The sequence below is a fragment of the Caballeronia sp. ATUFL_F2_KS9A genome (assembly GCF_023630765.1).
GTDB classification, from domain to species: Bacteria; Pseudomonadota; Gammaproteobacteria; order Burkholderiales; family Burkholderiaceae; genus Caballeronia; species Caballeronia zhejiangensis.
Genome location: NZ_JALQEK010000040.1, coordinates 1 through 24,026 on the forward strand (window position 1 = coordinate 1; position 24,026 = coordinate 24,026).

Sequence of the window (24,026 nt, forward strand, 5' to 3'; positions counted from 1 at the left end):
GCTGAACCAGTTTGTTGTGTGGTGCGATGAGACGGACCGTGCGCGAGCCAAGCCCGGTTGGGCCTATGAGGGCACTCGTTAGGCAGCCCACGAACGACGAGAGGACTACCCAAATTGCGTGTGACCGCGGGCGTATCAGTAGCTGCTTTCTTTGCTTACTTTCTTTGCAGCAGCAAAGAAAGTGAGTGCCGCCCCGCACAGGGGCAGTGCTAATAGACCGACGCGATTACAGGATTCCACGAAAGCACAAGCGAAACCAGAAGCGAAAGCCGAATACTTGAAGCAAATCCGGAGACTCACCGATGAACATACGTTTCGATCCCGAAGTAGCGGCGACTGTCGAACAATCGCCTGACCGCACGCTGACAGCGTGTCACACCGACGCGTTACTGACGGCCCTATGCGAAATCTACTGCAACGACCCTGAGCGCCGCACGGCAACGATCGCACTTCCACACGTTTCCAACGAAGCCCACCGCACAAGAACCTTCATCGCGCAAGCGCGAAACGAGAACCTGATCGACATCGCACAGCAGCACGAAGATCACCTTCTCCTGACGACATCACGCAAAACGTTCTGGCAAATCGCGCGCCCATGGCTCAAGGCGCCCGCATCGAGCGACACGCTGCTGCGCTATACACAAACCAACGGCGTCACACATCCGCAAAGACCAACGAACGCCGAAGGCACGATCTACGAACGTCACTTCCCGCAGATCGACATGACCTTCAGCCTGCGCACAGCTGACCCCGACGCCGATTCCGAAGTCTTCAGCGAATGGATGAATCTCGATCGCGTCGCATACTTCTGGGATCAGCGCGGCACGCGCGCCGAACACGCCGCTTATCTCGCGGAACGCCGCGAAGATCCGCACATGCATCCGATGATCGGCTATTTCGACGACAAGCCCTTCGGCTACTTCGAGTTCTATTGGGCGAAAGAAGATCGCCTGGGCCCGTTCTATGATGCAGGCGACTTCGATCGCGGACTGCATCTGCTGATCGGCGATGCGCAATTCCAGAGCGCAGGCAAGCTCAAGGCATGGTGGAGCGGCGTACTGCACTACATGTTCATCGACGATCCGCGCACGGAACGCCTCGTTGGCGAACCGCGCGTCGATCATGTGCGACATATCGCTTACATGCATCGCATGGGCTTTTATACGCTGAAGGAATTCGACTTTCCGCACAAGCGCGCCGCGCTCACCGTGATGGAACGCGAAAAGTTCTTCGACGATTTTCGCTTTTGACCGGCGTCGAGGGAAAGTTGTACCGGTAACAGCGCGCTCTTATACTGACGTCACCGCGCTGCCTCCGACCATAACCTTCCCTCAGACACCCATGCCCCTCATCAACTACATCACGCAGATTCAATTCGATTTCGGCGCGGTGCGCCTGCTTGCGGGCGAGTGCGAACGCATCGGCATTCATCGTCCGCTGATCGTGACCGATGCCGGCATCCGCGCGGCCGGCCTGCTCGACAAGGTGCTCGACGCGCTCGGTTCATCGTCGGCCGTGCCCGTGTTCGATTCGACGCCGCCCAATCCGAACGAAGCCGCCGTGCGCGAAGCCGTCGCGATGTACAAGGAGAATCAATGCGACGGCGTGATCGCGGCGGGCGGCGGTTCATCGATCGATCTCGCGAAGGGCGTGGCCGTGTGCGCGACGCACGACGGTCCGCTACAAGGCTTCGCGGTCATCGAAGGCGGCCTCGCGCGCATCACGGCGAAGACCGCGCCCGTCATCGCCATTTCGACGACCGCGGGCACCGGCAGCGAAGTGGGCCGCGGCGCGATCCTGATTCTCGACGATGGCCGCAAGGTCGGCGTGATCTCGCCGCACGTCGTGCCGAAGGTCGCGATCTGCGATCCGGAACTGACGCTCGGCCTGCCGCCGATGCTTACCGCCGCGACCGGCATGGATGCCATCGCGCATTGCCTCGAAACGTTCATGGCGCCCGCGTTCAACGCACCCGCCGATGGCATCGCGCTCGACGGATTGTGGCGCGCGTGGCGGCACATCGAGCGCGCGACGCGGGACGGCTCCGATCGCACCGCGCGCTGGAACATGATGAGCGCATCGATGCAGGGCGCGCTCGCGTTCCAGAAGGGCCTCGGTTGCGTGCATAGCCTGAGCCACTCGCTGGGCGGCATCAATCCGAAACTGCATCACGGCACGCTCAACGCAATCTTTTTGCCGGCGGTGATCGCGTTCAACAGCACCGCGCCGACGATGCGCGAAGAAGGCAAGCTCGACCGCATCGCGCAGGCAATGGGCCTGAGGTCCGGCGATGAGGTCGGCGGTGCGCTGCGCTCGATGACCGCGACGCTCGGCCTGCCACGCGGCCTCGCTGAACTCGGCGTGACGCGCGAGATGTTTCCGCGCATCATCGCGGGCGCGCTCAAGGATCACAGTCATAAGACGAATCCGCGCGAGGCGTCCACCGCGGATTACGAGGCGATGCTCGAAACGTCGATGTGAAAAGGGCCGGAGCGCAACCGCATTAACCGCGTGTGATTTGCGGCATTGCAACAGCGAGGTAGGGGAAAACCCTTAAGTCTGTTACAATGTCACAAAGTTTGAGGAACAAATCATGCGCCGCCGCTACGAAGTGCTCGAAAAAATCGCTTTCGCCTTGCTTACGCTTTCCGCTGTCATGGACGCCAGCTACATCACCTGGGAAAAACATCCGAATTTCCGCGAAAACGTCACGGAGATCGTGAAGATCAGCGCCGATCTGTCTTTGGCGAACCCGGGTGTAGGCGATTCGACGCCGCTCGTCCCGATGGCGTTCAACTAAGTTTCGGTTTTATCCGGCGCGACACTCGTCGCGCCTTCTGCGTCAAGCCACATACAGGTTATTCGGCCCGCCGCCGCACGGCGCGCGCCGGCTGCTTTATGCTGGCGGCTTTCCATGCCGTCGCCGTCCAGCATGTCCACCGCTCTCCAATCGAACGCCGCCTTCGGCGATCAACTCCGCAGCTTCGCTCGCGCGATAGGACAGATCGTCCTTCAGCGCAACGCCGCGACCGGCGCGCTGCTGTTCCTCGCGGTGCTGAGCGCGAGTCCGCGCCTCGCGTGCGGGCTTCTGATCGGCACGCTGACGGGCAATGTCATCAGCGTGATCGTCGAAAACGACGACGCACCCGCGTTCCGCGACGATCTCTACGGTTTCAACGGCGCGCTCGCGGCGCTCGCCGCATTCACGTTTCTCGACGATGCATCGCGCGCCGCGGCCGTCGCGATCGTCGCGGCGATGTTCGCCACTTTCCTCGCCAACGTGCTTTCGCGCGTGCTCTCGCGCTACCGGTTGCCGATCTTCTCCAGCCCCGCCATCATCGTGACCTGGTGCTGGCTGCCGCTTTTGAGCGAGCGCGGCGACACGGGCGCGATTCCCCAAGTCGCCGCCGGTTTCATTCCAATGCTTCAGGCCGCGTTCGCGGGTCTCGCGCCGATCACCTTCGCGACCGGCGCGCTCGCCGGCGCGCTGATCGCGGCGGGATTGTTGGCGTCGCGGCCCGCGCAGGCGGGCTGGGCGCTCGCGGGCAGTGCGCTCGGCGCCATGTTGCACGCACTCGGCGGTGCAAGCGATGCCGTCGTGCTCTCGGGCGCGTGCGGCTTCAATGCGGCGCTTGCGGCACTCGCGGCCGCGAAGCTCGGCACGCGTTATGCGCTCGTCGCGATCGTCGCGGCGGTGCTGATCGAGCGCGTGATCGATTGCATCGGCATCGCTGCGTTGACCGCGCCGTTCGTGCTTGCGTCCTGGGCGGTGATTCTGCTCGAGCGGCGTCTGTCCGGATCATCCAAACAAGGAGACTCGCATGTCGTTCACCCACACGCCTGAGCGCAGGATCGCGGAAAGCGGGCCGCGATCGGCAGCCGAACAGGCCACGCGCGTCGATCTCGCGGCCGCGTATCGGCTCGTCGCGCTCAACGGCTGGGACGATGTCGTCTACACGCACATTTCCGCGAGCGTGCCGGGCGAGCCGGGGCGCTTTCTCATCAATCCGTTCGGGCTTTCGTTCGATGAAGTCACGGCGAGCAATCTCGTGAAGATCGATATCGACGGCAACGTGATCGGCGAGAGGGCGCATCCGGTGAACGCGACGGGCTTCGCGCTGCACGGCGCCGTCCATGCCGCGCGGGAGGACGCCGTGTGCGTCATGCATCTTCACGTGCGCGAGGCGATCGCGGTATCGACGCAACCGCACGGCCTGCTGCCCGCATCGCAACACGCGATGCGCTTTCATGGGCATCTCGCGTATCACGATTACGAAGGGCTCGCGTTCTCGCCCGCGGAAGGCGAGCGGCTCGTAAACAGTCTCGGCGCGCATCGTGCGATGTTGCTGCGCAATCATGGACCGGTCACGCTCGGGCGCACGATCGCCGAGGCTTATGTGCTGATGGATATGCTCGTCAAGGCATGCGATATTCAGCTTCGCGCGCTTGCGGGCGTGGGCAAGATGATCGTGCCGACGCCGGAAGTCGTCACGCGCACCGCGGCGCAACTGCATGACGATGACGCCGTCGAAGGCGCGCTCGAATGGCCGGCGCTATTGCGCAAGCTCGATCGCATCGACGCGTCGTATCGCGACTAATACCGCTTTCAAAAGGAGATCAACGCAATGCCGACATTCAACATTCAACTGTTCGAAGGCCGCACGGTGGAAGAGAAGCGCAAGTTCGTCGAAGCGATCACGCGCACGACGTGCGAAACGCTCGGCTGCGAGCCGGGCTCGGTGGACATCATTCTGACGGACGTGAAACGCGAGAACTGGGCGACCGCGGGCAAACTCTGGTCGGAGCAGTGAAAGACAGCGCGCGCACGCCGATTCGTGCGCGCGCTTTGACCGTTACATCGATTCCTTCGCGGCGAGACGGAACTTGTGCAGCAGCGGTTCCGTATAGCCGCTCGGTTGCGTGCGTCCTTCGAAGACGAGCGCGCACGCGGCCTTGAATGCGAACGAACTGTCGAACGCGGGCGACATCGGGCGATAGTACGGATCGGCTTCATTCTGCTTGTCGACGACGGCGGCCATGCGTTCGAGCGTCGCGCGAACCTGCTCTTCCGTGACGATGCCGTGACGCAGCCAGTTCGCGATATGCTGGCTCGAAATGCGCAGCGTCGCGCGGTCTTCCATCAGGCCGACATCGTGAATGTCCGGCACCTTCGAGCAACCGACGCCCTGATCGACCCAGCGCACCACATAACCCAGAATGCCCTGCGCGTTGTTTTCGATTTCGTTCCTGATGTCGTCTTCCGACCATGACGGCTTGTCGACGACGGGAATCGTCAGCAAGCCATCGAGCAACTCGTTCTTCTGACTTTCGTAGTCGACGCTTTCGAGTTCCTGCTGAACCTGTTGCACGTCGACCATGTGATAGTGCAGCGCGTGCAGCGTGGCCGCGGTGGGCGAGGGCACCCATGCGGTGTTGGCGCCTGCCTTCGGATGCGCGATCTTCTGTTCGAGCATCGCGTGCATCAGATCGGGCATCGCCCACATGCCCTTGCCGATCTGCGCGCGACCGCGCAAGCCGGTGTTCAGGCCGACGAGCACATTGCTGCGTTCGTACGCGGCAATCCACTTAGAGGACTTCATGTCGCCCTTGCGCATCATCGGGCCGGCTTCCATCGACGAATGCATTTCGTCGCCGGTGCGGTCGAGGAAGCCCGTATTGATGAATGCGACGCGCGCGCCCGCCGCCGCGATACACGCCTTGAGGTTCACGCTCGTGCGTCGCTCTTCGTCCATGATGCCCATCTTGATCGTGTGACGCGGCAGGCCGAGCAGGTCTTCGACGCGCGTGAAGAGCTCGTCCGCGAACGCCACTTCGGCGGGGCCGTGCATCTTCGGCTTCACGATATAGATCGACCCCGTGCGCGAGTTCATCTTGTTCTTGAGATCGTGCATCGAGCCGAGCACGGTCATCACCGCATCGAGGATGCCTTCGGGAATCTCGTTGCCATCTCGGTCGAGCACCGCGGGATTCGTCATCAGATGGCCGACGTTGCGCACGAACAGCAGCGAACGTCCGTGCAGCTTGACGGTTCCGCCGTTCGGCGCGGCGTACTCGCGGTCCTGGTTCATCGCGCGCGTGAAGGTCTTGCCGTTCTTCGTGACCTGCTCGGCGAGATTGCCTTGCATCAGGCCGAGCCAGTTGCGATAGAGCTGCGTCTTGTCGGCGGCATCGACGGCCGCGACCGAATCTTCGCAATCGATGATCGTGCTCACGGCCGCTTCCATCAGCACATCCTTCACGTGCGCCGCATCGGTCTTGCCGATGAAGTTGTCCGCGTCGATCTGAATCTCGAAGTGCAGGTCGTTGTGCTTGAGCAGAATCGCGGACGGCTCTTTCGCGTCGCCCTGAAAGCCCGCGAACTGCTCGGCGTTCGCAAGGCCGGTCTTGCCGCCGTCCTTCAGCGTGACGACGAGCTTGCCTTGCTCGACGCTGTATTTGGTCGCGTCGGCGTGCGAGCCGTGATCGAGCGGGGCGTTGTCGTCGAGGAACGCGCGCGCATAGGCGATCACTTTCGCGCCGCGCTTCGGATTGAACTGCGCCGCGCGCTCGGCGCCGTCGTTTTCGTCGATGGCATCGGTGCCGTAGAGCGCATCGTAGAGGCTGCCCCAACGCGCGTTGGCCGCGTTGAGCGCATAGCGCAGATTCGACAGCGGCACGACGAGTTGCGGGCCGGCCTGCTCGGCGATTTCGCGATCGACATTGGCGGTGCTGGCCTTCACATGCGCGGGCGCGGGCACGATATAGCCGATCTCTTCGAGAAACTTGCGATAGGCGCGTAGATCGCGCACGGGGCCGGGGTTGCTGCGATGCCAGTTGTCGAGCTCGGTCTGGAGGCGGTCGCGTTCGGCGAGCAGTGCGCGGTTCTTCGGCGCGAGATCGTGAACGATGGCATCGAATCCCTTCCAGAAGGACGCGCTATCGACGCCCGTGCCGGGGATGGCTTCTTCGTCGACGAACTTCGCGAGATTCGCGTCGACCTGCAGGCCGTGTTGTTTGATCATGTCGTTCATGGGCACTCCGGCTGAGATGGCTGCTACACAGGGGTTTGGGGAATGGGCTGGTGCCTATGGTAGCGCGTCTTGGGGGAGGGGCGAAGCGTGGGGGAGGTGCAATGCGCGTGCCTGGACGGGCCGCCCGTTTAGCGTCCCGTGAGGGCGGGGTAGCCGTCGACGGATAGCGTTCTCAGTGCATCGGCCCGGCCTCCGCGCAAACAAACCGCGCGAAAAACCGGGCCGCTCGAACAGCGCGACGAGACCGACGCTACGCCTTCAACAAATCCTCGATCATCACCGGCAGCTTTCGCACACGCACGCCCGTCGCGTGATACACGGCACCCGTAATCGCCGCCGCGATGCCCGCCAGCCCGATCTCCGCGATGCCGCGCGCGCCCAGTTCGTTGAAGACCGTATCGGGATAATCGAGAAACGTGACGTCCATCTTCGGCGTGTCGGCATTGGTCGCGACGACGTAATCCGCGAGGCTGCTGTTCACCGGCGCGCCGCTTCGCTCGTCGTATACCGTGTGCTCGAAAAGCGCCATGCCGACGCCCATCACGACCGCGCCTTCGATCTGATTACGCCCCGCGCGCGGATTCAGGATCTTGCCCGCATCGATCACGGTCACGACGCGGCTCACGCGCAGGCGCGCGGTCGCCGGCTCCCATGTCACCTCGGCGAAATGCGCGCCATACGAATGGATCGACCAGTCCTTCTTGAGCGGATCGTCGAAGCCGCCTTTCGCGCTGCCGCTGCCCGATGCCGCATGCAGTTTCGCCGCGTCGAGAATGCGCGCGAACGGCACGCCGCTTTCCGGCGCTTCGTTCTTGCGATGCACATGTCCGTTGCTCATCGCAAGCTCGTCGGCCTTCGCGCCCGCGAATGGCGATCCCTCGATCTTCGCGGCGCGCGCCAGCAGCGTCTTGATCGCCTCGCGCACCGCATCCGATACCGCCGGAATCACCGATGCCGTCGCCGCCGATCCGCCCGAAACAGGACCGAGCGGCAGCGCCGTATCGCCGAGGCCGACTTCGATCTTGTCGAGCGGGATGCCCGTATGTTCCGCGACGATCTGCGCGAGGATCGTGTACGTGCCCGTGCCGATATCCTGCGTGCCGCACGCGACGCGCGCGGTGCCGTCCGCACGAAGATCGACCGTCGCGTCCGCCGAGAAGCGCAGCCCCGGCCAACTGCACGCGCCCACGCCCCAGCCGAGCGTGAGGCCGTCGCGCTTCATCGAGCCTACGTCCGGCGTGCGCTTCGACCAGCCGAATTTCTCCGCACCGGTCTTCAGGCATTCGACGAAATGCCGCGACGAAAACGGCAAGCCGCTGCTTTCATCCACTTCGGGCTCGTTGCGCAGGCGCAGTTCGACCGGATCCATCTTCAACGCAATGGCCAGCTCGTCCATCGCCGATTCGAGCGCGAAGAGGCCGGGCACCGCGCCGGGTCCGCGCATCGACGTCGGCGAGCCGACATTGCGTTTCACCGTGCCGCCCGTCACGCGCAGATTGGGCGTGCTGTACATCGAAGGCGTCGCTTCGCCGCAATCTTCCGTGTAATCGTCGGCGATGGCCGCGTGATTCACGAAGTCATGCCGTAGCGACACGAGCTTGCCGTCCTGCGTCGCCGCGAGCCGCACGCGCTGCTGCGTGGTCGGCCTGTGCCCGACGTTCTGGAACATCATCTTGCGCGAGAGCACGAGCTTGACCGGGCGCTCCAGTTGGCGCGTCGCGGCCGCGGCGAGCAGCGAATGCGGCCACATCCACAGCTTGCCGCCGAAGCCCGAGCCGAGATAGCGCGAAATCACGCGCACTTTCTCTTTCGGCAGGCCCATCATCTGCATCAGCGTGCCCTGATGATTCGCGACCGCCTGGCTCGTTTCGTAGAACGTGTAGCTCTCGCCGTTCCAGTGCGCGATGGTCGCGTGCAGCTCGATCGGATTATGCGTTTCGACGGGCGTCACGTACGTTTCATCGATCTTCACGGGCGCATCGTCGAACGCCTTGTCGGGATCGCCGCGTTCGCTGTGCGTGTCGAGCTTGTCGCCGGCATCGAGCTTTGCGCTCACATCGTGCGGCGTCTTGTCGTAACTGACCTTGACCGCGGCAGCCGCGGCGCTCGCCGCTTCGAACGTCTCCGCAACGACGAGCGCGACATACTGCCCGTAATAGCGAATGATGTCGTCTTCGAAAGGCGGACGGTTTTCATCGACGTAACCGGTATCGATCGAGTTGCCGGCGACGCGATAGAAGCGGCCGATATTGCCGCGATGAAGAATCAGCTTCACGCCGGGCATCGCTTGCGCGGCGGCGAATTCGAGCGACGTGATCCTGCCGCTCGCGATGGTGCTGCCGACCGGCACGGCATGGAGCATGCCGGGCAGATCGACGTCGGTCGTATAGGTCGCGCGGCCGCAAACCTTCAGCGGTCCGTCGATGCGCGACTGAGGCCGTCCGATGAATGCGGACGGTTTGATATCGGGCGCCGTGGACATGTCGCGATCCTCAGGAAGTTTGCGTGGTAACGAGCTTGAGCGTATGAACGATGCAGCGCTTCGACAACTCGACCTTGAAGCCGTTCTCGCTTTGCGGCTTCGCATCGGCGAGCGCAGCATCGGCAGCGCGTTTGAACGTGGCTTCATCGGGCGTCGCGTTCATCAGCTCCTTCTCCGCTTCACGCGAGCGCCACGGCTTCGTGCCGACGCCGCCGAGCGCGACGCGCGCATGCTCGATGCGCCCGTCCTTCACGCCGATCACGACACCCGCCGACGCCAGCGCGAACTCGTACGATGCGCGATCGCGCAGCTTCAGATAAGCCGAGCGCGCGCCGTCGACCGGCGGCGGCAACGTGACATGCGTGACGAGATCGCCGGCATCGAGCACGTTCTCGCGATCGGGCGTCGTGCCCGGCAACAGGAAGAACTCGTCGATGAGGATCGCGCGCTTGCCGCCCGTGCCTTCGACGTGGATCGTCGCTTCGAGCGCCTGCAACGCGACGCACATGTCCGACGGATTGCTCGCGATGCACGATTCGCTCGTGCCCATGATCGCCATCATGCGATTGAAGCCCTGAATCGCGGAGCAGCCGCTGCCGGGCTCGCGCTTGTTGCACGGCGAGGTCGTATCGCGGAAGTACACGCAACGCGTGCGCTGCAGGATGTTGCCGCCCGTCGTCGCCATGTTGCGCAACTGCACCGACGCGCCCGCGAGCACCGCTTGCGACAGCACCGCATAACGATCGCGGATCAGCGGATGATGCGCGAGATCGGAGTTGCGCGAAGTCGCGCCGATACGCACGCCGCCGTCCTTCGTTTCCTCGATCTTGTCGAGCGGCAAACGGCTGATATCGACGACGCGCATCGGCCGCTCGACGTTGAGCTTCATGAGATCGAGCAGCGTCGTGCCGCCCGCGAGAAAGCGCACTTCGGCGCCTTGCTGCGCGGTATGCGCGAGCGCGCCCGCATTGATCGCGTCGCGCATGTCGCGCGCGCGAGAGAGCTGGAACATATCCATGTCGCTCTCCTTATTTCGACGACGGCTTGTTCGCGCGCACCGACTGGATCGCGCTGACGATGTTCTGATACGCGCCGCAGCGGCACAGGTTGCCGCTCATCGCTTCGCGCACGTCGTCGTCGCTCGGGCCGATCGGTTCATCGAGCAGCGCGACCGCCGACATCAACTGGCCGGCCGTGCAGTAGCCGCACTGATAGCCGTCGCATTCGACGAACGCGGCCTGCAACGGATGCAGTGCCTCGATTTCGCCGATGCCTTCGATGGTCGTGACGGTGTCGCCCTCGCACGCGGCGGCGAAGCACAGACACGAGTTCACGCGGCGTCCGTTCACATGAACGGTGCATGCGCCGCATTGGCCGTGATCGCAGCCTTTCTTCGTGCCGGTCAAATGAAGATGCTCGCGCAATGCATCTAAAAGCGTGGTGCGGGGGTCGAGGGAAAGCGTTTCGCTGCGGCCGTTGACGGTCATGGTGAAGCTGACGGTCGAGTCGCCTGCGGGTGCGGCTTGAAGCGTCTTGTTCGGTGTATCGGCGTGCGTGGTTTTCGATTGGGGGATGGGACGTTGTGGCATCGGGCAATCTCCTGGAATTGCGCAGCAAGCTGCTGCACGAATGCGGCGATGAAGCGGCGGAACATGAGAGAGGCGAAGATGCGGCGAAGCGTGTCGCGCGCCGGTGGCGCGGGGGAACGGCGGCGAAAAGGGTCTGCGCGGCGGCGCAGGACTTTCGTGCGCCGGCAATGCGGCGAAAGACGACACTCAGCCAGTATAGGCATCCGCCGCGAAACTTTCTCGATCGAAAGCCCGCGCGGGCCGCGAGATTCTGAAGGGGCACGAAGCATGCCCGCAGCCGATGAAAGCCTTCAGTGCGAAATCAGGCCGCGCGCGAAAACGGAAAGGATGGACACGCCGACCGTCGTGAAGAGAACGAGCACGACGAGGATCACGATCATGCGGAGAATCATCTGCATCGCGTCGCTCCAAAAAAAATGGCCGCTTGCGCGGCCGGAAGGAGGGTGGGTCGGTCAGACTTCAGATTAAGCGCGCTTCCTTAAATCAGACTTAAGCGTGCGGGACTTCCATGCGGGCCGTCCATTCTCCTTCCTTTGGGAACGGGATGCAGCGAACTTACCGCAGCGCCTCGCTGTATCGGTCGCGCAGCGGGAAGATCGTCACGAGCGCGACCGCGCTGCCGAAGATCACGTAGTAGCAGATCGACAGCGGATCGCCCGTGGTCATCGTGAGCCATTGCACGATCGCGGGCGCGAAGCCGCCGAAGATCATCACCGCGACGTTGTAGCTCACCGAGATGCCGGTCGAACGCACGCTCGAAGGAAGCAACTCGGAGATGAACGCGGGATAGCAGCCCTGAAAGATGCCGAGATAAGTCATCAAAAGCGCCTGACACACGATCAGCATCGGCAGGCTCGGATGCGCGGTGAGCACGGCGAAGATCGGATATGCGGTGACGAGCGACAGCGTGAGCGCGGTCGCCATCAGCTTCTTGCGGCCGATACGGTCCGAGAGCCGGCCGAATATCGGACAGCAGACGAGATAGACGAGCGCGCCGATCGTCGAGCTGATGAGGCCGTCGGTGAGCGCCATGTGCAGCACGCGCGTAGCGTGCGTCGGCAGATACAGCAGGAAGATGTACGTGCCGATGGTGCCGAACACCGTCAGGCCGAAGCCAGCGAGCACGGACATCCAGTGTTTCGTGGCGGTATCGCGGATCGGGCGCGTGCTCAGTTCGTTCTTTTGCGCCTTCTCGACGAAGACCGGCGATTCATCGAGCTTCGAGCGCAGATACAGGCCGACGGGCACGATCAGAAGACCGATCACGAACGGAATGCGCCAGCCCCAGCTATTCAGATGTTCGGGACTCAGCGTGCGCGTGAGCACGGCGCCGAAAAACGAGCCGGCGAGACTCGCGGCGGCCTGCGCGACCATCTGGAAGCTGCCGAAATAACCGCGCTTGTTGGCGGGCGCGTATTCGACGAGAAACGCCGTCGCGCAGCCGACTTCGCCGCCTGCGGAGAAGCCCTGAATCAGGCGGCCGAGCAGCATCAGCAAGGGCGCGGCGATGCCGATTGCCGCATAAGTCGGCGCGAACGCGATGATCGCGATGCCGACCGCCATCAGCGAAATCGTGAGCGTGAGCGCTGATTTGCGTCCGACGCGATCCGCGACCGCGCCCAAGACGATGCCGCCGAGCGGACGCGTCAGAAAGCCGACGCCGAAAGTCGCCCAAGTCGCGAGTAGCGAAATAGTGGGATTCGTTGCGGGAAAGTACAGCTTGGCGATGATGACGGCGAAGAAGCCGTAAACCATGAAGTCGAACCATTCGAGCGCGTTGCCGATGGTCGATACGACGATCGCTCGTCGGCCGGAAAGATTCGATGCGGCGTTTTGTTCGGCCGCGTGCGCTGCAGGTAGTACGGTGCTCATCGAATGTACTCCATGAGGTTTTCTCGTTGACGACATCCGCTTCTCGGATGACTCGCTTCGAACGGAGCGAGCCGCTGCAACACGCAAACATTACGCCGAGTTGAAATAAGAAAATATAGAATTTCTGAACTGACACACAAGCAAACCTGATCGAACGATCCGGGATAACCCTCACGCACGATGAGCAATATCCGCTTTTTGCGCACGTTTATCGCTGTCGCGCGTTACGGTTCTTTCGCCGCCGCCGCGGAAAAAGTCGCGCTCACGCAGGCCGCCGTCAGCATGCAGATGCAGTCGCTCGAAGACGATCTGAAGCGGCCGCTGTTCGATCGCGTCGGGCGCACGAACCGGCTGACGAGCATCGGCAAGCAGGTGTTGCCGCAAGCGGAGCGCATCGTCGCGCTGTACGACAGCATGCGTCTCACCGGTCTCGATGATGAAATCGCCGGATCGGTTTCCATCGGCGCGGTCGATTCGGCGATGGGCGCGCTCGCATCCGTCGTCACCGAATTGAAAGGTCAGTATCCACGGCTCGATGTGCGGCTCTTCACCGGCAAGGCGCTCGCGCTCGCGCCGCAAGTCGAGGCGGGCGAGATCGATGCGGCGGTGATCGTCGAGATGGCGGGCAAGACGCCGGCGAGCCTCAACTGGACGCCGCTCTATTCGGAACCGCTCGTCGCGATTGGTTCGCCGGGCGCCGTGGCCGCGAATGCCGCCGAGATGCTGGCGAGCCGTCCGTTTCTGCGCTTCGATCGCGCGCAGCGCACCGGCGCGCTGATCGATCGCGCGTTGAAGCACAATCGCCTCGCGGTGAACGAGTTCCTCGAACTCAATTCCCTCGAAGTGATCGTCGAGCTCGTGCGGCAGGATGCGGGCGTCTCGGTCGTGCCGTTGCTCGAATACGGCTCGTGGGCGAGCGATCCCGCATTGCGCGTGATATCGCTTGCGAAGAACACGCCGCGCCGTGTCGTCGGCATGCTGGAGCGCAAGATCCACGATCGTCACGCGGTGATGAGCATCGTGCAGGAACGCATACGGATGCGTTCGCACGGCGCGATCGAGCCGAGTGAAAGCTAAAGCTTTCCTTAAGTCACGGACAAGGAATATCAGCTTTCGCTGTGAATTGCGGCCATCGACAATGCTTCGGTCACTCAACAACGCAAGAGGAAAGCATGTCGATCATTCCCGAGATCGCGCAGTCGCGCGACGAGATTCAGGCCATTCGCCGCGATATCCACGCGCATCCCGAACTCTGCTATGAAGAAGCGCGCACGGCGGAGCTCGTCGCTCGGAAGCTCGAAAGCTGGGATATCGAAGTGACGTGCGGACTCGGCAAGACGGGCGTCGTCGGCGTGTTGAGGAAAGGCGCGAGCAAACGTGCGATCGGCCTGCGCGCCGACATGGACGCGTTGCCCATTCCCGAGCTGAACACGTTCGCGCACGCATCGCGCCACGAGAACAAGATGCATGCGTGCGGTCACGACGGACACACCGCGATGCTGCTCGGCGCGGCGCAATATCTCGCGAAGCATCGCGACTTCGACGGCACCGTCGTCTTCATCTTTCAGCCTGCCGAAGAAGGCGGCGGCGGCGCGAAAGCGATGATCGAAGATGGCTTGTTCGAGCGCTTTCCGGTCGATGCCGTGTTCGCGCTGCACAACTGGCCGGGCATGCCGGCGGGCGGATTCGGTGCGCGCGTCGGCGCGACGCAGGCATCGAGCAACGAGTTCGAGATTCGTATCGAAGGCGTGGGCGCGCATGCGGCGATTCCGCACGATGGCGTCGATCCCGTGTTCACCGCGCTGCAGATCGGCACGGGCCTGCAGAGCATCGTGACGCGCAACAAGCGGCCGATCGACGCCGCCGTGCTCTCGATCACGCGCATGCAGGCAGGCCACGCGGTCAACGCGATCCCGACGACCGCGACGCTCGCGGGGACCGTTCGCACGTTTTCCGTCGACGTGCTCGATCTCATCGAGACGCGCATGAAGGAAATCGTCGCGGCGACGGCGGCCGCGTATCGCTGCAAGGCCGAAGTCAGTTTCGTACGCAACTATCCGCCGACGGTGAACACACAAGCGGAAACGGACTTCGCACTCGGCGTGATGCGCGATGTCGCCGGCGCGGACAAAGTGAACACGAACGTCGATCCGACGATGGGCGCGGAGGACTTCTCGTACATGCTGATGGAGCGTCCCGGTTGCTATGCGTATATCGGCAATGGACTGGGCGCGCATCGCGATCACGGTCACGGAATCGGACCCTGCATGCTGCATAACAGCAGCTACGATTTCAACGACGATGTACTCACGCTAGGCTCGACGTATTGGGTGCGGCTCGTCGAGAAGTTTCTCGCGCGCGTCTGAGGAGGCGACATGTTTTCATCGACGTATCGCGAAGCGCGCCAGAGATTTCTCGATACCGCCGCCGCGCGAAAACTCGCTGTCGATACGCGCGTGCTCGAAGGCTTCGATGGTCTGGAAGGCGAGACGCTCGCAACCGATGTCGTTCCCATCGGTCCCAAAGATGCAAAGCGCCTGCTCGTGCTCACGTCCGGCACGCACGGCGTCGAAGGCTTTTGCGGCTCGGGCGCGCAGATCGCGTTGATGCGCGATGAAGTATTGCCGGCGTTGATGGACAAGCTCGACGTCGCAATGCTGCTCGTTCATGCGATCAATCCGTATGGCTTTTCCTATCTGAGCCGCACGACGGAGGGCAATGTCGATCTGAATCGCAACAGCGTGAATTTCGATGCGCCGTTGCCGCAGAATCCCGGCTACGCGGAACTGCACGACTTGCTGATTCCCACGAGCTGGCCGCCCGACGAAGCGAATATCGCGGCGATTCGCGCGTATATCGGCAGGCATGGACAGTGGGCTTATCAGCAAGCGGTCACAACCGGTCAGTACACGCATGCGCAAGGCATGTTCTATGGCGGCGCGGAAACGGCGTGGAGCACGCGCACCATGCGCAATCTGCTCGCGGAATACGGCGAGACGTGCACGGCGATCGGCTGGATCGATTTTCATACGGGACTCGGGCCGAGCGGCTTTGGCGCGAAGATATGCGTCGGCGATGTCGCGCGTGCGCGGCGCTGGTGGGGCGCGGACGTGACGAGTCCGTCGGATGGTACGTCGATCGCGGCCGATGTAGCCGGTCCGTTGCTCGATACGTTGCGGCAGACGTGCGCCCATGCGGCGATCGCATCGATCGCGATCGAATACGGCACGGTGCCGCTCACCGACATGCTCGACATGCTGCGCGCGGACGTCTGGGTGCGTCATCATCCCGATGCGCCCGACGCATTGAAAGCCGGCATTCGCCGCCAGATTCGCGCGGCCTTCTACATCGACGACGATATCTGGCGCGGCATGATCGCGGGTCAGGCGCGCGCTGCCGTGTTGCAGGCGCTATACGGGTTGTCGCGCGAAGAGGGCGCTTAATGCAGTTCGAGCCACATCGGCTGATGATCCGATGAACGGCTCGACTGATCCGCTTCGCATCCGGCGATGCGCGCCTTCAGGTCTTCGCTCACGAAGATGAAGTCGCATGCGAACGGGCCATCGGGCCACTGGTCGCGATCGTACAGGCCGACGGTGGCCGCGCGCGGCTCGTTCGGATGCGCGCAAGTCCATGCATCGACGAACGCGGGCGCATCGGCAATCGGTTCGAGCATCGCGCGATACGCCGATCCATCGAACGCGCTGTTGAAGTCGCCGCAGACGATGGCGGACACGGGCCGCGCGGTATCGGCGAACGGGCTCGCCTGACTCTCGGCCTTCGCGGGCTGACGCTCGTGCGCGCACGCTTCGGCGTGAAGCTCGCGCAGACGCGCGACTTGCGCGAGACGTTGCTTCTCCGAATAGAACTCGAGATGCGTGCTGACGATGCGCAACGGTCCGACGTCGGTCTCGATGACGGCTTCGAGCGCGACGCGAAGCATCGACGGCTTCGCGGGATCGGCAGGCCACGGCAGCGAATGGCGCAACACCTGGCGCACCGGCAGACGGCTCACGATCGCGTTGCCGAACTGACGGCGCGCGATGCCCGCACCGACCGGCGGAAGATCGGAGCCGATTCCGTCGATGACCGTCGCGCCGGGAATCAGCGCTTCGAGCTCGGCGAACTGGTCGGCGCCGGGGCCGCCTTTGAGTCCGCCGGCCTGCTCGCTTTCGTGAAAGCCGCGCGTCACTTCCTGCAGACAGAGGACGTCGAAGTCGTGCAGGGCTTTCGCCTCGGCGACGATGCGCGCGAGATCGACGTGGCCATCCACGCCGCGTCCCCATTGGATGTTCCAGTCGACGAGTCGCATGGTGAACCTCGACGGTAGCGTCGGATGTTGACGTTCGCTATTCCGGCAGCAAGGCGTGTGCTTGCCCGGCAACGGACGCCGGAACTGCCAGATTCTGAAAATAAGTATTTCTTACCGTAGGCAGCGTGGGCGGCGATACAATCGGCGCCAAAGAACCTCACGTCGTCCGAATCATGAAAGCAAGCATCCGTTTTTCGCTGGCTGCGTTCCTGCTGATATCGAGCAGCATTGCGTGCCACGCTCAGGAAACTCAATCTTCGACGACTCGTTCGCTCACGAAGGAGCAGCAGGCCGCGCTCGACAAACAGGATCAGGACATCGCGCAGGTTGCGTCGCAGATCATCGCGTTGATCGATCAAAACCGGGCGGGCGACGTGTGGGACCAAGCCTCGCCCATCGCAAAGCAGATCATTTCCCGCGACGACTTCATGAAGAAGGTCGCGCGCGACCGTTCGCCGCTCGGCGCGCCGGGACTGCGCATGCCGATGGGCGTCAAGCACTACCGTTATGACGGCACGGGCAACATGCCCGCGGGCGCGTACATCAACATTCTCTTCGACACTCAGTTCGGCCAGGCGAGTCAGTCGTCGCGAGAAATGGTGACCTTCATTCTCGACTCGGACAAGGTCTGGCGTTTCGTCGGCTATTCGGTGCGCTGAAGCCGCGTCACATGTTCGTCCACGACGAGCACCATCCTTTGCCGGCTACCAGCTTGTCGCCGAAGAGCGTGCAACCGCCCCAGGCATCGCTCGCTTTGCCCTGATACAGCGAGCAGTTCGCGCAGGTTTGATCGGCCGCGAAGTTCGGGTACTTCGCTTTGTCCACTTTCGCGGCGTTCTCCTTATAGCCGACGGCGACCGCCGCCGGATCGGATTCGCTTAAGTGCGGCGCATCGGCGCGTGCTCGCGAGAGCCATAGCGCCGTGCCCGCGCCGATGCTGACAACCATGAAGTTGCGGCGGGACGTGTTCATTGTCGTGGACCGGTTGTTCGTATGTGGGATGTCGTCGCGCGCTCTCGGGCGCTAGTCGAACGATACGCCCACGTTGGCGAATCGAACGAGCGGTCGGTTTCCTCCGTCATCGCGCCGCCAACGTCGTTCATTGCATCGCGCTAAACCTTTGCGGGCGCGTGCCGTAAATCAGGCCAGAACGTAGTTGCAATCATGTGGATCACCCCTGCGGCGCCCCGGCCGCGGATCAATTCGAAGGAGAACAACCGTGAGTGAACTCGACTGGATGATGGCCGGCGTTTATATGGCAGCGCTTGTGTGCGGCACGCTTTTCATGAGCGTCCTCGCGCGCCGCAGCTTGAACAAGGTGGAGGATCGCGGGCACTGAGCATTCCGGAAGCATCGGTGCACGACGTCCCCGTCGCTGGCGAACAGGAAGCGAAGCTCGATGCGTTGCGCTCGGCGCTCGAAGCCGGCGAGCGCTCCGGCCCCGCCAAGCCGCTGGATTTCGATGCCTTCATCGCTCGCAAGCGCAAGTCCGCTCGGTGAGGCAGTGCGTATTCACGCCTGCCGCCGTCCAGGATCTGGACGGCATCTGGGACTACACGTTCGAGAAGTGGGGGCCGGCTCAGGCGGAGCGCTATCTGCGCATGATTCAGGACACAGGCACGGGACTCGGTAAGGGCAGACAACGCAGCCTGTCCGAAGAACACGTTCGGCCCGGTTATCGCAAGGCGCTCGTCGGAATGCACGTGCTTTTCTTCAAGGAGGCCGCGGACACGATCCAGATCCTGCGCGTTCTCCATCAGATGGATTTGCCCGCTCATCTCGGCGAAGCCGAATAGCATTGACGTCAAGAAACAAAACGCGCGCCGTGAGCCGATTCAAACATCGGCCATCCGGCGCGCGTGGACTTCACCTACAGAATTACTGGAACAGCTTGACGGCCTGCGAGAGCGTATTGGTCACGCCCCATGCGAGCGGAATCAGCACGTAGGCCCAGAACACCAGGAGCAACCCCTTGTTCGACGGATGCACTTGCTGAGTTTCGATGCGGTCATTCATCGCGGATCTCCTCGTTGATTCCTAGATTGCGGTCTGCGCCGACGTGTTCATGTGATGCTTCTCATGCACGCGCGAGACGAGCAGATTGCAGACGAAGCCGATCACCAGCAGCGCCGCCATGATATGCAGCGTCATCGTGTACGCCTCTGCGCCCACGACGCCGTGCGAAACCTGGAACGCGCGCACGTAGTTGACGAGCACCGGACCCGCGACGCCCGCCGCCGCCCACGCGGTGAGAAGCCGGCCGTGAATGCCGCCGACGAAAGCCGTGCCGAACATGTCGGCGAGATACGCGGGAATCGTCGCGAAGCCGCCGCCGTACATCGACAGGATGATGCCGTACGCCAACACGAAAAGCGCGATATTGCCGGAGCCCGCGAATTGCGGCACAAGGAAATACAGCACCGCGCCGAGCGTGAAGAACACGAAGTACGTATTCTTGCGGCCGATCCAGTCCGACGCCGACGCCCACGCGAATCGCCCGCCCATGTTGAAGAGCGACAGCAGCCCGACGAAGCCCGCCGCCGCGCCCGCCGTGATCGACGCCTTGAAGCTTTCCTGGATCATCACCGACGCCTGGCCGAGCACGCCGATGCCGGCCGTCACGTTCAGGAACAGCACGAGCCACAACAGATAGAACTGCGGCGTCTTCAGCGCCTGATCGATATGCACGTGGTTCTTCGTGATCATCTTGTTGGACGTCGCGGGCGGCGTCCAGCCAGCCGGCTTCCAGTCCGCCGGCGGGATGCGGATCGCGAGCGCGCCGATCGTCATCGAGATGAAATAGAGCACGCCGAGCACGAGGAACGTCTCGGCAACGCCCGAGCTCGTCGCGCTCTTGAAGTGGTTCATCAGCGCGACGGAGCCGGGCGCCGCGATCATCGCGCCGCCGCCGAAGCCCATGATCGCCATGCCGGTCGCCATGCCGCGACGGTCCGGAAACCAGCGTATCAGCGTCGAAACCGGCGACACATAGCCGAGCCCGAGCCCGATGCCGCCGATCACGCCATAGCCGAGATACAGCAGCCAGATCTGATGCAGATAGACGCCGAGCGCCGAGACGAGAAAGCCGCCGCCGAAGCAGCAGGCCGCGGTGAACATCGTGCGGCGCGGGCCGACTTTTTCCAGCCACTTGCCCGCGAATGCCGCCGACAAGCCCAGAAACACGATCGCGAGCGAGAAAATCCAGCCGAGCGTGGTCAGCGACCAGTCATCCGGCGCGGACTTCGTGATACCGATAACCTTCGTGAGCGGCGCATTGAACACCGAGAACGCATATGCCTGCCCGATGCACAGATGAACAGCCAGCGCGGCGGGCGGCACCATCCAGCGCGAGAATCCGGGCCGGGCGATGGTCGCCTCCTTGGAAAAGAAATTTGTCGGGCCGTGGGCGGCCCCTTGATTGATTGTGCTGTTCATTGTGGTCTCCGTGGCGCGTCATGCATGCACGTGCGCGCACATCGTTTACTTTGACGTGCCGTCCGGGGTCGCCGGACAGCAGCCCGCCGTGGTCATGCGCTCGGCGATACGGTCCGCATCGCGCGCTCGCAAGGCCATTTCGCGCCGCTCACATGCGATGGAACCACATATAGATGCGACGCTTTGCCACGGTTGGGCATGACCATAGACAACTGCGATGCCCTTTGCAATATGAACACTCGTGCCATAAGCGTTTGCCCGCAGCGTGTCTGTGGTTTGCGCCACGCTCCGCGCGCATTGCGGAGGCGATGACGTCCGTCGATGCCGCTGTACCGCATCGCTACAGAGCGGGGCAGGTGTTCTGAATGTGAACAGGTCCCATCGCCCTCGTACAAACCCTGACGATGTGCCGCGAAACCGCATGACGATGCGGCTCGCGCGGGCGTCGCATCGTGCCGCGCGCGATGGCATGGAACTCGCAAACAGAAGCGACCGGCGCCGGACATCGGCAGTGCCGGCCCGTTCACGTCGACATGCGAGGAGCACATAGAAATGAATCACGCGGAGATGCAGTTCCTGAGCACCGAATATCCGTACAAGAAGCAGTACGGCAACTTCATCGGTGGCAAGTGGGTGCCGCCGACGGGCGGTGAGTATTTCGACAATATTTCGCCGATCACCGGCGAGCCGTTCACGTCGATTCCGCGTTCGCGCGAAGCCGACATCGAAGCCGCGCTCGACGCCGCGCACGCAGCGAAGACGTCGTGGGGCAGAACCTCCGTCACCGATCGCGCGAATCTGCTGCTGAAGCTCGCCGATCGCATGGAGCAGAACCTGTCGCGTCTCGCGCTGGCCGAATCGATCGATAACGGCAAGCCGCTGCGCGAGACGATGGCGGCGGACATTCCGCTCGCGATCGATCACTTCCGCTATTTCGCGAGCGCCGCGCGTTCGCAGGAAGGCGGCATTTCGGAGATCGATCACGATACGGTCGCGTATCACTTTCACGAGCCGCTTGGCGTCGTCGGGCAAATCATTCCGTGGAATTTCCCGATCCTGATGGCCGTGTGGAAGCTCGCGCCCGCGCTCGCGGCCGGCAACTGCGTCGTGCTGAAGCCGGCCGAGCAGACGCCCGCGTCGATTCTCGTGCTGCTCGAAATCATCGAAGACATCTTGCCGCCGGGCGTGCTCAATGTCGTCAACGGCTTCGGTCTGGAAGCGGGCAAGCCCCTCGCATCGAACAAGCGCATCGCGAAGATCGCTTTCACCGGCGAGACCACGACGGGCCGACTCATCATGCAGTACGCGAGCCAGAACCTCATTCCGGTGACGCTGGAACTGGGCGGCAAGAGCCCGAACATCTTCTTCGAAGACGTGCTCAACGCCGACGACAGCTTCTTCGACAAGGCGCTCGAAGGCTTCACGATGTTCGCGCTGAATCAGGGCGAAGTGTGTACGTGCCCGTCGCGCGCGCTCGTGCAGGAATCGATTTACGAGCGCTTCATGGAACGTGCGCTCAAGCGCGTCGCGGCGATCGCGCAGGGCCATCCGCTCGATACGAAGACGATGATCGGCGCGCAGGCTTCGCAGGAGCAACTGGAGAAGATCCTGTCGTACATCGATCTCGGCAAGCAGGAAGGCGCGCAGTGCCTCTCCGGCGGCGAGCGCAACACCTTCGACGGCGAACTGAAGAACGGCTATTACGTCAAGCCGACGGTCTTCAAAGGCCACAACAAGATGCGTATCTTCCAGGAGGAAATCTTCGGGCCGGTGCTTTCGGTGACGACGTTCAAGACCGAGGAAGAAGCGCTCGAGATCGCGAACGACACGCTGTACGGTCTCGGCGCGGGCGTGTGGACGCGCGACGGCACGCGGGCGTATCGCTTCGGCCGCGCGATTCAGGCGGGACGCGTGTGGACCAACTGTTATCACGCGTATCCGGCGCACGCGGCGTTCGGCGGTTACAAGCAATCGGGCATCGGCCGTGAGAATCACAAGATGATGCTCGACCACTATCAGCAGACGAAGAACATGCTCGTCAGCTATAGCGACAAGCCGCTCGGCTTCTTCTAAAGCGTGTGAGGCCGCCGCTGCTTCCCGCGGCGGCCGATCAAACCGACGGGGACATCATGAGCGAACAGGAAGTGCAGCGCGTGACCGCGACGCCCGCCGTCATCGACTTGATCGAAAGGCTCAAGGCCGAGCATGGCGAGGTGCTGTTTCATCAATCCGGCGGATGCTGCGACGGCAGCGCGCCGATGTGCTTTCCAGTCAGCGAATTCATGGTCGGCGGCTCGGACGTGAAACTCGGCTCGATCGGCGGCGTGCCGTTCTACATGACCGAATCGCAGTACGAGTACTGGCAGCATACGCAGCTCATCATCGATGCCGTGCCGGGCAATGGCGGCATGTTTTCGCTGGAACGCCCGAGCGGTTTGCGCTTTCTTACGCGCTCGCGTCTGTACAGCGACGAAGAGAACGCGTGGCTCGACAGGCATCCGGTCGAGCACGTGAGCTGAGCGTCATTTCCAGCGCGGCGCGCGCTTTTCGATGAAGGCTTGCGTGCCTTCGAGCGTGGCGTCGTGCATCATGTTGCAGGCCATCGTTTCCGATGCGAGCGCGTATGCCGCTTCGATGCCGGTTTCGAGTTGCCGATAGAACAAGCCCTTGCCCGCCGCGACCGCTTCGCGCGGCTTGGCGGCGATGGTCGCAGCGAGCGTGCGCACGGTATCGTCGAGTTCGCCAGGCGATGCGACGCGATTCACGAGGCCGCGTTCGCGCGCGGTGGCCGCATCGATGAACTCGCCGGTGACGAGCATTTCGAACGCGGCCTTGCGCGATACGTTGCGAGACAGCGCCACGCTCGGCGTCGCGCAAAAGAGCCCGAGATTCACGCCCGATACCGCGAAACGCGCTTCGCTCGATGCGACCGCGAGATCGCACATCGCGACGAGCTGACAACCCGCCGCCGTCGCGATGCCTTGCACGCGCGCGATAACGGGCTGCGGCATGCGCTGGATCGTCAGCATGATGCGCGAGCAGTGCGCGAAAAGCTCGCGATAATAATCGAGCGCGGGCTCCGCACGCATCTCTCTGAGATCGTGCCCGGCGCAAAACGCGCGGCCTTCTCCTGCGAGCACGACCACGCGCGCATCTGATTCGGCGATGTCCTTCAATGCGCGTTCGAGCGCTTCGAGCATCGATTCAGATAAGGCATTGAACGCATCGGGCCGATTCAGCGTGAGCCTGACGACACCCTTCATGTCATACGCATCGCGTTGGATCAGAACGAGTTCGCTCATTGT

Annotated in this window: 24 protein-coding genes; 14 read left to right on the plus strand and 10 right to left on the minus strand. The window is 63.0% G+C overall.

Annotated features, from left to right (window positions below):
• Nucleotides 1-302 precede the first annotated feature (302 nt).
• The 6 genes from NCS67_RS25665 (at nucleotide 303) to NCS67_RS25690 (ending at nucleotide 4,811) form a co-directional block, all read left to right on the plus strand.
• Entirely contained in the window at nucleotides 303-1,250 is a 948-nt protein-coding gene (locus tag NCS67_RS25665) for a GNAT family N-acetyltransferase (RefSeq protein ID WP_250437167.1), read from the plus strand.
• Between the two features lie 91 nt (nucleotides 1,251-1,341).
• Nucleotides 1,342-2,481 carry a 4-hydroxybutyrate dehydrogenase gene (gene gbd / locus NCS67_RS25670; RefSeq protein ID WP_250437168.1) on the plus strand — a complete coding sequence of 380 codons (1,140 nt, stop codon included), beginning with the start codon at nucleotides 1,342-1,344 and terminating at the stop codon, nucleotides 2,479-2,481.
• A 112-nt stretch (nucleotides 2,482-2,593) separates the two neighbouring features.
• Complete coding sequence (locus NCS67_RS25675) at nucleotides 2,594-2,800, plus strand: hypothetical protein (RefSeq protein ID WP_008347655.1); 207 nt, start codon at nucleotides 2,594-2,596, stop codon at nucleotides 2,798-2,800.
• Nucleotides 2,801-2,932: 132 nt separating this feature from the next.
• On the plus strand, nucleotides 2,933-3,844 hold the full coding sequence (locus tag NCS67_RS25680; RefSeq protein ID WP_250437169.1) for an urea transporter: 912 nt from the start codon (nucleotides 2,933-2,935) through the stop codon (nucleotides 3,842-3,844).
• Nucleotides 3,822-4,598 carry a class II aldolase/adducin family protein gene (locus NCS67_RS25685; protein WP_250437170.1) on the plus strand — a complete coding sequence of 259 codons (777 nt, stop codon included), beginning with the start codon at nucleotides 3,822-3,824 and terminating at the stop codon, nucleotides 4,596-4,598. Before NCS67_RS25680 ends, NCS67_RS25685 begins: the two co-directional genes overlap by 23 nt.
• Nucleotides 4,599-4,625: 27 nt before the next feature.
• The gene (locus NCS67_RS25690) at nucleotides 4,626-4,811 is read left to right on the plus strand and encodes a 4-oxalocrotonate tautomerase (RefSeq protein ID WP_008347661.1); all 186 of its coding nucleotides are present in this window, start codon (nucleotides 4,626-4,628) and stop codon (nucleotides 4,809-4,811) included.
• Nucleotides 4,812-4,853: 42 nt separating this feature from the next.
• Here the strand turns inward: NCS67_RS25690 and NCS67_RS25695 are convergent, their stop codons facing one another.
• From NCS67_RS25695 to NCS67_RS25715, 5 genes are all read right to left on the minus strand, one after another.
• A complete protein-coding gene (locus tag NCS67_RS25695; protein ID WP_250437171.1) occupies nucleotides 4,854-7,031 on the minus strand; it encodes a malate synthase G in 2,178 nt (725 codons plus the stop codon).
• 250 nt (nucleotides 7,032-7,281) lie between these two features.
• Nucleotides 7,282-9,513, minus strand: coding sequence for a xanthine dehydrogenase family protein molybdopterin-binding subunit (locus NCS67_RS25700; protein ID WP_250437172.1), 2,232 nt, complete (start codon nucleotides 9,511-9,513; stop codon nucleotides 7,282-7,284).
• A 10-nt stretch (nucleotides 9,514-9,523) separates the two neighbouring features.
• Nucleotides 9,524-10,531: an FAD binding domain-containing protein gene (locus tag NCS67_RS25705; protein ID WP_284504159.1), complete on the minus strand. Its 1,008-nt coding sequence runs from the start codon at nucleotides 10,529-10,531 to the stop codon at nucleotides 9,524-9,526.
• Between the two features lie 10 nt (nucleotides 10,532-10,541).
• Nucleotides 10,542-11,000 (minus strand): (2Fe-2S)-binding protein, encoded by a 459-nt coding sequence (locus tag NCS67_RS25710; protein ID WP_008347667.1) that lies wholly within the window; start codon nucleotides 10,998-11,000, stop codon nucleotides 10,542-10,544.
• Nucleotides 11,001-11,657: 657 nt separating this feature from the next.
• A complete protein-coding gene (locus tag NCS67_RS25715; protein ID WP_008347670.1) occupies nucleotides 11,658-12,974 on the minus strand; it encodes an MFS transporter in 1,317 nt (438 codons plus the stop codon).
• A gap of 180 nt (nucleotides 12,975-13,154) precedes the next feature.
• On the opposite strand from NCS67_RS25715, the gene NCS67_RS25720 reads away from it, so the two are divergent.
• The 3 genes from NCS67_RS25720 (at nucleotide 13,155) to NCS67_RS25730 (ending at nucleotide 16,417) form a co-directional block, all read left to right on the plus strand.
• A complete protein-coding gene (locus NCS67_RS25720; protein ID WP_008347672.1) occupies nucleotides 13,155-14,051 on the plus strand; it encodes a LysR substrate-binding domain-containing protein in 897 nt (298 codons plus the stop codon).
• 95 nt (nucleotides 14,052-14,146) lie between these two features.
• Nucleotides 14,147-15,340: a M20 aminoacylase family protein gene (locus NCS67_RS25725; RefSeq protein WP_008347674.1), complete on the plus strand. Its 1,194-nt coding sequence runs from the start codon at nucleotides 14,147-14,149 to the stop codon at nucleotides 15,338-15,340.
• Nucleotides 15,341-15,349: 9 nt separating this feature from the next.
• Nucleotides 15,350-16,417 (plus strand): M14 family metallopeptidase, encoded by a 1,068-nt coding sequence (locus tag NCS67_RS25730; RefSeq protein ID WP_250437173.1) that lies wholly within the window; start codon nucleotides 15,350-15,352, stop codon nucleotides 16,415-16,417.
• Here NCS67_RS25730 and NCS67_RS25735 read toward each other — a convergent pair.
• Nucleotides 16,414-17,286, minus strand: a complete 873-nt coding sequence (locus NCS67_RS25735; RefSeq protein ID WP_250437174.1) for an endonuclease/exonuclease/phosphatase family protein — start codon at nucleotides 17,284-17,286, stop codon at nucleotides 16,414-16,416. The two genes, NCS67_RS25730 and NCS67_RS25735, sit on opposite strands and share 4 nt — an antisense overlap.
• A gap of 173 nt (nucleotides 17,287-17,459) precedes the next feature.
• On the opposite strand from NCS67_RS25735, the gene NCS67_RS25740 reads away from it, so the two are divergent.
• On the plus strand, nucleotides 17,460-17,945 hold the full coding sequence (locus NCS67_RS25740; RefSeq protein ID WP_175980585.1) for a DUF4019 domain-containing protein: 486 nt from the start codon (nucleotides 17,460-17,462) through the stop codon (nucleotides 17,943-17,945).
• Between the two features lie 7 nt (nucleotides 17,946-17,952).
• Here the strand turns inward: NCS67_RS25740 and NCS67_RS25745 are convergent, their stop codons facing one another.
• Nucleotides 17,953-18,258 carry a high-potential iron-sulfur protein gene (locus NCS67_RS25745; RefSeq protein ID WP_034471001.1) on the minus strand — a complete coding sequence of 102 codons (306 nt, stop codon included), beginning with the start codon at nucleotides 18,256-18,258 and terminating at the stop codon, nucleotides 17,953-17,955.
• A 384-nt stretch (nucleotides 18,259-18,642) separates the two neighbouring features.
• Between NCS67_RS25745 and NCS67_RS25750 the strand changes: the two genes are divergently transcribed.
• Together NCS67_RS25750 and NCS67_RS25755 are read left to right on the plus strand one after the other, a co-directional pair.
• Nucleotides 18,643-18,786, plus strand: coding sequence for a type II toxin-antitoxin system ParD family antitoxin (locus NCS67_RS25750; protein ID WP_250437175.1), 144 nt, complete (start codon nucleotides 18,643-18,645; stop codon nucleotides 18,784-18,786).
• A complete protein-coding gene (locus NCS67_RS25755) occupies nucleotides 18,783-19,082 on the plus strand; it encodes a type II toxin-antitoxin system RelE/ParE family toxin (protein ID WP_250437176.1) in 300 nt (99 codons plus the stop codon). The genes NCS67_RS25750 and NCS67_RS25755 overlap by 4 nt, the downstream gene beginning before the upstream one ends.
• An 82-nt stretch (nucleotides 19,083-19,164) precedes the next feature.
• On the opposite strand, the gene NCS67_RS25760 is transcribed toward NCS67_RS25755, so the two are convergent.
• Both NCS67_RS25760 and NCS67_RS25765 read right to left on the minus strand, forming a co-directional pair.
• Entirely contained in the window at nucleotides 19,165-19,302 is a 138-nt protein-coding gene (locus tag NCS67_RS25760; RefSeq protein WP_008347687.1) for an MFS transporter small subunit, read from the minus strand.
• A 21-nt stretch (nucleotides 19,303-19,323) separates the two neighbouring features.
• Nucleotides 19,324-20,721, minus strand: coding sequence for an L-lactate MFS transporter (locus NCS67_RS25765; RefSeq protein WP_008347689.1), 1,398 nt, complete (start codon nucleotides 20,719-20,721; stop codon nucleotides 19,324-19,326).
• Nucleotides 20,722-21,273: 552 nt separating this feature from the next.
• On the opposite strand from NCS67_RS25765, the gene adh reads away from it, so the two are divergent.
• On the plus strand, nucleotides 21,274-22,794 hold the full coding sequence (gene adh, locus NCS67_RS25770; RefSeq protein WP_250437177.1) for an aldehyde dehydrogenase: 1,521 nt from the start codon (nucleotides 21,274-21,276) through the stop codon (nucleotides 22,792-22,794).
• Between the two features lie 56 nt (nucleotides 22,795-22,850).
• The gene (locus NCS67_RS25775) at nucleotides 22,851-23,240 is read left to right on the plus strand and encodes a DUF779 domain-containing protein (RefSeq protein WP_250437178.1); all 390 of its coding nucleotides are present in this window, start codon (nucleotides 22,851-22,853) and stop codon (nucleotides 23,238-23,240) included.
• Between the two features lie 3 nt (nucleotides 23,241-23,243).
• On the opposite strand, the gene NCS67_RS25780 is transcribed toward NCS67_RS25775, so the two are convergent.
• Nucleotides 23,244-24,023 carry an enoyl-CoA hydratase gene (locus NCS67_RS25780; RefSeq protein ID WP_250437179.1) on the minus strand — a complete coding sequence of 260 codons (780 nt, stop codon included), beginning with the start codon at nucleotides 24,021-24,023 and terminating at the stop codon, nucleotides 23,244-23,246.
• Nucleotides 24,024-24,026 lie beyond the last annotated feature (3 nt).

What these genes read in the sequence shown, in the direction of transcription:
- NCS67_RS25690 (WP_008347661.1), top strand. Translation starts at nt 4,626, where the DNA reads ATGCCGACATTCAACATTCAACTGTTCGAAGGCCGCACGGTGGAAGAG.
- NCS67_RS25720 (WP_008347672.1), top strand. Translation starts at nt 13,155, where the DNA reads ATGAGCAATATCCGCTTTTTGCGCACGTTTATCGCTGTCGCGCGTTAC.
- NCS67_RS25710 (WP_008347667.1), bottom strand. Translation starts at nt 11,000, where the DNA reads ATGACCGTCAACGGCCGCAGCGAAACGCTTTCCCTCGACCCCCGCACC.
- NCS67_RS25685 (WP_250437170.1), top strand. Translation starts at nt 3,822, where the DNA reads ATGTCGTTCACCCACACGCCTGAGCGCAGGATCGCGGAAAGCGGGCCG.
- NCS67_RS25780 (WP_250437179.1), bottom strand. Translation starts at nt 24,023, where the DNA reads ATGAGCGAACTCGTTCTGATCCAACGCGATGCGTATGACATGAAGGGT.
- NCS67_RS25680 (WP_250437169.1), top strand. Translation starts at nt 2,933, where the DNA reads ATGTCCACCGCTCTCCAATCGAACGCCGCCTTCGGCGATCAACTCCGC.
- NCS67_RS25715 (WP_008347670.1), bottom strand. Translation starts at nt 12,974, where the DNA reads ATGAGCACCGTACTACCTGCAGCGCACGCGGCCGAACAAAACGCCGCA.
- NCS67_RS25775 (WP_250437178.1), top strand. Translation starts at nt 22,851, where the DNA reads ATGAGCGAACAGGAAGTGCAGCGCGTGACCGCGACGCCCGCCGTCATC.
- NCS67_RS25675 (WP_008347655.1), top strand. Translation starts at nt 2,594, where the DNA reads ATGCGCCGCCGCTACGAAGTGCTCGAAAAAATCGCTTTCGCCTTGCTT.
- gbd (WP_250437168.1), top strand. Translation starts at nt 1,342, where the DNA reads ATGCCCCTCATCAACTACATCACGCAGATTCAATTCGATTTCGGCGCG.
- NCS67_RS25740 (WP_175980585.1), top strand. Translation starts at nt 17,460, where the DNA reads ATGAAAGCAAGCATCCGTTTTTCGCTGGCTGCGTTCCTGCTGATATCG.
- NCS67_RS25725 (WP_008347674.1), top strand. Translation starts at nt 14,147, where the DNA reads ATGTCGATCATTCCCGAGATCGCGCAGTCGCGCGACGAGATTCAGGCC.
- adh (WP_250437177.1), top strand. Translation starts at nt 21,274, where the DNA reads ATGAATCACGCGGAGATGCAGTTCCTGAGCACCGAATATCCGTACAAG.
- NCS67_RS25705 (WP_284504159.1), bottom strand. Translation starts at nt 10,531, where the DNA reads ATGGATATGTTCCAGCTCTCTCGCGCGCGCGACATGCGCGACGCGATC.
- NCS67_RS25730 (WP_250437173.1), top strand. Translation starts at nt 15,350, where the DNA reads ATGTTTTCATCGACGTATCGCGAAGCGCGCCAGAGATTTCTCGATACC.
- NCS67_RS25695 (WP_250437171.1), bottom strand. Translation starts at nt 7,031, where the DNA reads ATGAACGACATGATCAAACAACACGGCCTGCAGGTCGACGCGAATCTC.
- NCS67_RS25765 (WP_008347689.1), bottom strand. Translation starts at nt 20,721, where the DNA reads ATGAACAGCACAATCAATCAAGGGGCCGCCCACGGCCCGACAAATTTC.
- NCS67_RS25665 (WP_250437167.1), top strand. Translation starts at nt 303, where the DNA reads ATGAACATACGTTTCGATCCCGAAGTAGCGGCGACTGTCGAACAATCG.
- NCS67_RS25735 (WP_250437174.1), bottom strand. Translation starts at nt 17,286, where the DNA reads ATGCGACTCGTCGACTGGAACATCCAATGGGGACGCGGCGTGGATGGC.
- NCS67_RS25745 (WP_034471001.1), bottom strand. Translation starts at nt 18,258, where the DNA reads ATGAACACGTCCCGCCGCAACTTCATGGTTGTCAGCATCGGCGCGGGC.
- NCS67_RS25760 (WP_008347687.1), bottom strand. Translation starts at nt 19,302, where the DNA reads ATGAATGACCGCATCGAAACTCAGCAAGTGCATCCGTCGAACAAGGGG.
- NCS67_RS25700 (WP_250437172.1), bottom strand. Translation starts at nt 9,513, where the DNA reads ATGTCCACGGCGCCCGATATCAAACCGTCCGCATTCATCGGACGGCCT.